The following is a 2284-nucleotide window of genomic DNA, read 5'->3' as shown; positions in this document are numbered from 1 at the left end:
CTTCGTCACATCATCCAGTGTCGTCATCACGGCACCCTTCTCGCCGGGCATTCACCCAGCGTGTCGGGCCGAAACACCGTTTAAGAAACACTCCCGAAGAACCCGTCGGCACAGATGCATTGGCGGCGTTGAGTAAGGCCTGACGGGAGTAGGAATCGACTTCTGGCTGGTCATTTTCGTTGGCTGGATATGGTGGCGACGGCTTCTCTCGCCGCGCTCCGGTATGCCGTGATCCGGGGTCGGACCACACGACTCTCGGTGATACACACTCGCCAGGAAGACAACAGCATCTCGGTTTCCCCTCTGCGGTCAATGACCGACGGTACACAAGCTCGCCGGAGTAACCGTGCGCGTCACCGATGCCGGCGGAACCAATGTTGTTGAGATCGACATGCTGGTGACCGCTGATGCTATCGCCGAAGCCCGGGATTGAAGTGACCCGAACTCCCGGGGCTTTGCTTTGCGATGTGCGACTATAAGTTCATGCTCGATCCGGGCGCAAAGGGCAGTGACGTAGTGGTGATACCGCAACGAACTTTATGGTGGGCGGTCGACGAGCTCTGCCGTGCGTTGCCGCACGAGGTGCTTCGAAAACTGAAAGTGAGATCGGGCGAGGACCTAGCCGCCATTTCAACGACTGCATTCCTAGCCTGTGCGCCGACTAGCGTTGATTGTGCTGGCGAACCAGACTTGATCTTCGATCTTTCGCATTCGAAATCGGAGCGCAGCCCCATATCGTCGATGGGTTTGGCGAATAAGAGGTTTGCGGACTTCGAAGTGAAATCGATTGGTCTTTGGTACCGAAAGTTTGACGCCACGATTGATCAATCCCTTGGGCGTGGCGAAATTCCGATGGTGACGACGTTCACCGCAGCTGTTACGACTGTAAACGAGGTCCTGGCAGGTGAAGGCCTCAATCAGATTGATCGCGCGCTCCGCCAACTAAACAAGAAAGTGAGGGTTGCGCACTCGAAGAACATATTTCTGATTGCCCATCCCTTTGACTATCCCGTCGTTGAAATGGACGTTGCTCCTATCGTGGCACACCTTCTGAACCCACTGGACGGGATTGTTGGCGTAGACACCGTCTGGGTGATGTGGCCGGATGTCTTCTTTGTGATGTGGTCATCCCACAATGCCCGGTGGGTGAATCTGTTGTTTGACTCTCGAGAACAGAGCAAGGATCACTCATCTGCTTGGGACGACCTCGAGTTGCTGCAGCAAGTCCAAGTTGAGTTTCAGCGTCGTATCGACGGTGAAACGAACTCTCCGTACATATTTCGACTTGAGTAACGGGTTGTTTGAGGTGTTGTGGGTCGGCGAGCTCAAGAGCTGACAGCCAAGCCCGGACATCGTTTGCGGTCTATCCGCTTTTTAGCGTGGCGTTTCGCAGGTTTGACTTCTTGTGTGCAGATGCCGGCCCGAAAAGATGTCGTAGAGGTCGGCATGCTGGGGACCGCTGATCGGAGGTCGAAATCGCGGTCTTGTAGCCACCTTTCCTTCGCCTGTCTGCGGTGGTGCCGGCGGCCGGTGAGGTAGTGGTTTCTCACGTCCCCGGCACTGGGTGCGCCGGGGACGTGAGAAACGATTCTAGCGCCTATTTGCGCAGGTCAACCTATATAATTGGGGAGTCTAATTCGGTAGCGGACCTGACCAGTTCGCTCGATTCTGGAGGATTCCTGTGGCTGATTTGGCTACTGCTGTGACTGTGTTGGATGCGAATGGGCGGGCGGGTGTGCCGTCGTTGTTGATTTCGGGTCCGGGTATGGGCAAGTCGAGTTTGGTTCGTGGGTTGGCTGCGGCGGATGGGGTGTTGTGCAAGACGGTGTTGGGGTCGTTGCGTGAGCCGTCGGATTTCGCGGGGTTGCCGGTGGTGCGGGAGCACGGTGTGGCGTTGGAGGCTCCGGCGTGGGCGAAGGAATTGGTTGCCGGTGGTGGTGGGTATCTGTTTTTGGACGAGTTGACGACGAGTCCGCCTGCTGTGCAGGCGGCGATGTTGGCGGTGGCGTTGGATTTGACTGTCGGTGATGTGCAGTTGCCGAAGGGGACTCGGGTGATTGCGGGGGCGAATCCTCCGGATTGCGCTGCTGGTGGGTACGAGTTGGAAGCGCCGTTGGCGAATCGGTTCTGACATGTGGAGTTCACGCCGTCTGTGGATGAGTGGTTGGACGGTATGGCGACGGGGTGGGGTGCACCGCCTGCCTCGCGTGCGGTGGCCACCGATGAGCAACGGGTTGCGTTGGTGCGCAGTCGACCGCGGCCCACTCCGACGGGTACTCGTGTT

The 2284-nt window shown here is 57.7% G+C and carries 2 protein-coding genes; both read left to right on the top strand.

Features of this window, described 5'->3' with window-relative positions; translation table 11 throughout:
- Nucleotides 1-483: 483 nt before the first annotated feature.
- The gene (locus ABT116_RS43105) at nucleotides 484-1293 is read left to right on the top strand and encodes a hypothetical protein (protein WP_128638076.1); all 810 of its coding nucleotides are present in this window, start codon (nucleotides 484-486) and stop codon (nucleotides 1291-1293) included.
- A gap of 388 nt (nucleotides 1294-1681) precedes the next feature.
- Nucleotides 1682-2131, top strand: a complete 450-nt coding sequence (locus tag ABT116_RS43100; RefSeq protein ID WP_350835212.1) for a P-loop NTPase family protein — start codon at nucleotides 1682-1684, stop codon at nucleotides 2129-2131.
- Nucleotides 2132-2284 lie beyond the last annotated feature (153 nt).

The organism is Streptomyces sp. NPDC002130, from assembly GCF_040296465.1.
Classification (GTDB): Bacteria; Actinomycetota; Actinomycetes; order Streptomycetales; family Streptomycetaceae; genus Streptomyces.
The sequence above is the reverse complement of the archived record's forward strand: the minus strand, read 5'-3'. Positions and strand labels throughout refer to the sequence as shown.

Coding starts and splice junctions, on each gene's coding strand:
- ABT116_RS43105 (WP_128638076.1), top strand. CDS start 484: ATGCTCGATCCGGGCGCAAAGGGCAGTGACGTAGTGGTGATACCGCAA.